General features: G+C 44.7%; 5 protein-coding genes. 1 reads left to right on the forward strand and 4 read right to left on the reverse strand.

Annotated elements, in window-relative coordinates; translation table 11 throughout:
- Positions 1-196: hypothetical protein (locus ENI34_06170; protein ID HEC78711.1), on the reverse strand; the 196-nt coding region annotated here is incomplete at its 3' end.
- A 161-nt stretch (positions 197-357) separates the two neighbouring features.
- Between ENI34_06170 and ENI34_06175 the strand changes: the two genes are divergently transcribed.
- Positions 358-675: a hypothetical protein gene (locus ENI34_06175; protein ID HEC78712.1), complete on the forward strand. Its 318-nt coding sequence runs from the start codon at positions 358-360 to the stop codon at positions 673-675.
- A gap of 25 nt (positions 676-700) precedes the next feature.
- Here ENI34_06175 and ENI34_06180 read toward each other — a convergent pair whose 3' ends face one another.
- The 3 genes from ENI34_06180 to ENI34_06190 all read right to left on the reverse strand — a co-directional run.
- Positions 701-883, reverse strand: coding sequence for a hypothetical protein (locus ENI34_06180; GenBank protein HEC78713.1), 183 nt, complete (start codon positions 881-883; stop codon positions 701-703).
- A gap of 55 nt (positions 884-938) precedes the next feature.
- Positions 939-1,427: an ACT domain-containing protein gene (locus tag ENI34_06185; protein HEC78714.1), complete on the reverse strand. Its 489-nt coding sequence runs from the start codon at positions 1,425-1,427 to the stop codon at positions 939-941.
- A gap of 3 nt (positions 1,428-1,430) precedes the next feature.
- Positions 1,431-3,998: hypothetical protein (locus ENI34_06190; protein ID HEC78715.1), on the reverse strand; the 2,568-nt coding region annotated here is incomplete at its 5' end.

Raw genomic sequence — 3,998 nt, forward strand, 5'->3', positions numbered from 1 at the left:
GCGGCTGACGTCGGCGATAAGCAACTGTGAAGCCTTTTGGATCTTGTCGATACCGTTTAAGTAAATCAAAAAACCTGCTCCGACTACACCCTAATTGGCTTATAACATCATTAGCACTCAATGCCTTCTTGAGATAAAGATCAAACAATACCTTAAGATGGTTATCGGTAAATCGACGATGAAGTTGTTGCTTCATTTATCCTCCTTTCATAGAGGATAATCACGAAAATCACTCAGTCCAGTTTTATCTTTTAAAAAATACCCCAAATAGTCCAGTTTTAACTTTTACCTAACAAATCTTGTTTCATTCTCTTGACTTCTTTTCAATAGTAAATAAAATATAAACAAGGAGGTTTTATGGAAAAGAAATTTAAGGCGCTTCGGACAATATCAATCATCTTCAAGATCATTGCATGGATCATTGCGGTTTTCACCATCATCGGTTTCATCGTTATGCTCGTCGGTGGAGCGGCTTTATCCCAATTCGGCAGCAGATACGGCAGCCAGGCACCGGCCATGTTCGGACCTCTGTGGGGTATCTTTATGGCGTTCTATATCCTGATTGTCGGTGCGATTTCATTCATCAGTTTTCTCGCCGCCGCGGAAATGATTCTTGTGATCCTCGCCATTGAAGAAAACACCCGGGCACTGCGTCAAACCCCGCCGGCACAATAAATACGGAAGATAACAACTGAACCTGCTATCTCTTCTCAAAGAGAAGATGTAGGGCGATCGCAAAAAGAAGCATTACAGCGGTGAAACGCAGATAGGCTGTCGGCGTCAAGCCGAAAAGAAGCCTTGCAGTAATGACAAACCGCGTAACGAGCGCAAAGAAGATTGTTATTACCGCCGCAAAGAAAGCGATGTATTTAAGAACCCTCACAGCACACCTCGCTTTTAAAAATTCATCGGACAAACAATCGGAAACCGCATAAATATCAGATGCCGAATTCCACACTCAGGGCGCCGACCGCATCCATCACCTTCTGCTTCTTCACGATGATATTCAAGGCGGAAAGAGAGGCGCTTATCATTTCGATATTTACTTTTCGTTCGGAAAGCAAAGAGAAAATCTTACCGGCGACCCCTGGTGTGGTCGCCAGCATCGGGCCGTAAATAGTAATCAGGGCACAGTCCTCATCGACGATAATCTCTTTTGAACCGAATTTTTCTTTCACCTTATCGAGTATTTTATAGGTGGTTTTAAAATCCGACTCGGCAACGGCGAATGATATATCAGTATGTCCCTTACTGCTGATCCCCGTTGAAATCAATTCAACATTCAAACCATGCTGCCCTAATATACTGAACAGCTCTGCAGCCACGCCGGGACGATCAGTCACCCCGCACACCGTTATCTTCGCGAGGTGGATGTTATAATCCACCCCTTCAATCAATCTTTCGAGTTCATTCTTTTTTGACTTCATCTTTCAACGTGCAATAATAAACTTCTCGATAACCTCATCCTGGGAACCGTTACCCCGCACAAAAGCCTTCACCAGATACACACCGTTGCTTATTTCATCACTGTACTCATCAAGAACATTCCAGTAAATCTGATTATATCCGGCGCTGCAGGGTACGTCTCTTATCGTCTTTATCAAACGGCCCGCGACAGTAAAAATTTTAATCGTTACAACCCCGGAGGAATGAAGATCGAAAGTAAACCAGAGACCTCCCTCACCCTGTAAAGGATTGGGATAAACAAGAAAATTATCGATCTTTATCCGTTCGTAAATCTCGGCGTTGAGAACAATCTTTTCCACTGTCTGATTATAATAATTATCACTCACATTGACCGTCAGGGTATCCACACTCTCGGGTAAAATGACGTCGAGGGTGAACTCACCGGCGGTGAAAGAGTTTCTGTCGTAAATAAAATAATCCCGTAAATCCGTTTTTTCGGTCTCGTCGTTGATATACAGATAAAATCCCCTGGAACTCTCCACTGAATTAAGAAGATTGATACCGCTCTCATCAGAAACCCTGCCTGTCAGGGTGAATTCCTGGTCAACCCAATCGCCATCCTTCAGCCTTCTGGCGCCGTCATAGAAAACAACCTCGGGCCCGACTTCATCAGCCGAAGGAGACGCCGTACCAAAAACTCTGATCGAATCGAGGACCCCGCTTTTCCGGGCAATAAAATTACTCAGTTTAATGACCGGCAGGTGGGTGGTAACGATCTTGGGAGCGAAGATAACCGCGGTATCCTGACTCCAGAAACCTTCATATATCTTCTTACCGTTGATTTTATAATCGAACCCGACAAAAGAAGGAGGGTCGTCTCCTATCTGAACCAGTCTATACACATGGCCGCTTATCCTATCCGCTGTCGAGGGATCAAATTTTTCAATATGTGTGGTGTCGCGGACAAAAGCCTTTAAATAGTATCTCTCCTCATCGCAGGTAATCTTCAGTTTCTCCATCGGCCTAACGGAATCAGGATACGCCTGGATGCCGGTCGCATTATTCACTCTCCTCATCTTGGTCGCCGGATCACCCAATAGAACATATTCACCGTATTCGGTTATTCGAAAACACTCACCCATAGTGAGGTCGGTACGCGTCATCAGGCTGAAGAGCGAATCGGCAATCAACTCATTGGTCCAGGAACTGGAACCCGCGGTTTCCGCCATTGTGCCGATCGCCCCTTCTTTTTTCCGAACCAGTTGTTCGGCGATACATTCGTAATCAGAATCATCAAATCTGCCGACCGTGCAGGAACCGAAAAAGAAGAAGAAATATCGTCTGCCGTTCTTAACTAAAGGAATATTGGTATCATAAAAAAGTCCTTCATCTGCGAGTTGATGGGTATTGCCGTGTCCGAAGAAGGCGCCGATAAAACAACTCTTATTCAATTCCCGGATGAATGCGTCCTGCGCCGTCGGCTTATGAGTGGGATAGGCGAAAGGAGGATAACTGATCATATAGACCTTTGCAAAATCATAGAGCGAATCAGGAATATGGGTGCTGAGCCGTTCACAGGCGCCGCAATGATAAGAGATCGGGTTTTCCCAGTGATTGCTGTTACTCCACTCGTCGTCACCGGCGAGAATTATCCGTCTATTCCACATTCCATCGATGTCTTTCGTCTCATAGGTTATCAGTTTATCAATAAAATCCCGTACTTCCTGTTTTGTCCGCACCGTGATCCTCGACAGAATCATGGACTCACCGCCGCCGAAATTAACATATTCTCCTTCATCTATATTGTTCGGCGGTATCCCTGGATTACCCGCCAGCTGGGTGCCCCACTCGTACATCGGGATGTAATTGGGCGGATTGTCTTTTCCCAGATTATTTTTATAATCATATGTGGCGTCGCCGACCAGGAGTATATATTTCGGGACCGTGGTCCAGTTGTTTGTCGTGTAATAAAGAAAATGTTTTATTGCAAGGGGGTCGTATTTTCCGAATGAAAAATCATCGTAGATTTTGTGGATCTCCACGACCTTGGTCGAATAGTCTTTACTGCGGTATTCAACCAGAGGGCTGATTGCGTGGTAAAAATCCTCGTGTGTTATGACAAGATATTCACATCCTGAAGACTGTTCTCTTAATTCCCCCGGTGTAGCCTGGATGAGCTCCGCCTTTTTTGCCAGGGAGTATTTTGAAAAGTACAATAATTGAAAAGAATCTGAACTGCTTGAAAGAATCACTTCGCCGTTATTCAAATTGTAATTGTCCAGCATACGCGGTTCCCGAAGATCGGTTATATCAAGGATGAACGGAGTATCATCCGCATCAACGACCTTTATCGAATAATCCAGGGGTCCGGGATAAAAAGCATGAAAAGGGGCATCTAAATCCGCAAGACGTTCATACTCTATATCCACGCTATTTAAATATGCGGTAAGGGAAGCGGACGTGCCGGTCGGTCTTATCAAATCAATGGAAAGTATAGAACTGTCACCGGAGATGGATGTCTGCGCAGTAATATAATGAGGTGGATATCTGCTCTGGACAGAAAGTTCAAATGTGTCATTATAGAATACAAC

Source organism: candidate division WOR-3 bacterium (assembly GCA_011052815.1).
Classification (GTDB): domain Bacteria; phylum Hydrothermota; class Tepidihabitantia; order SM23-42; family SM23-42; genus DRIG01.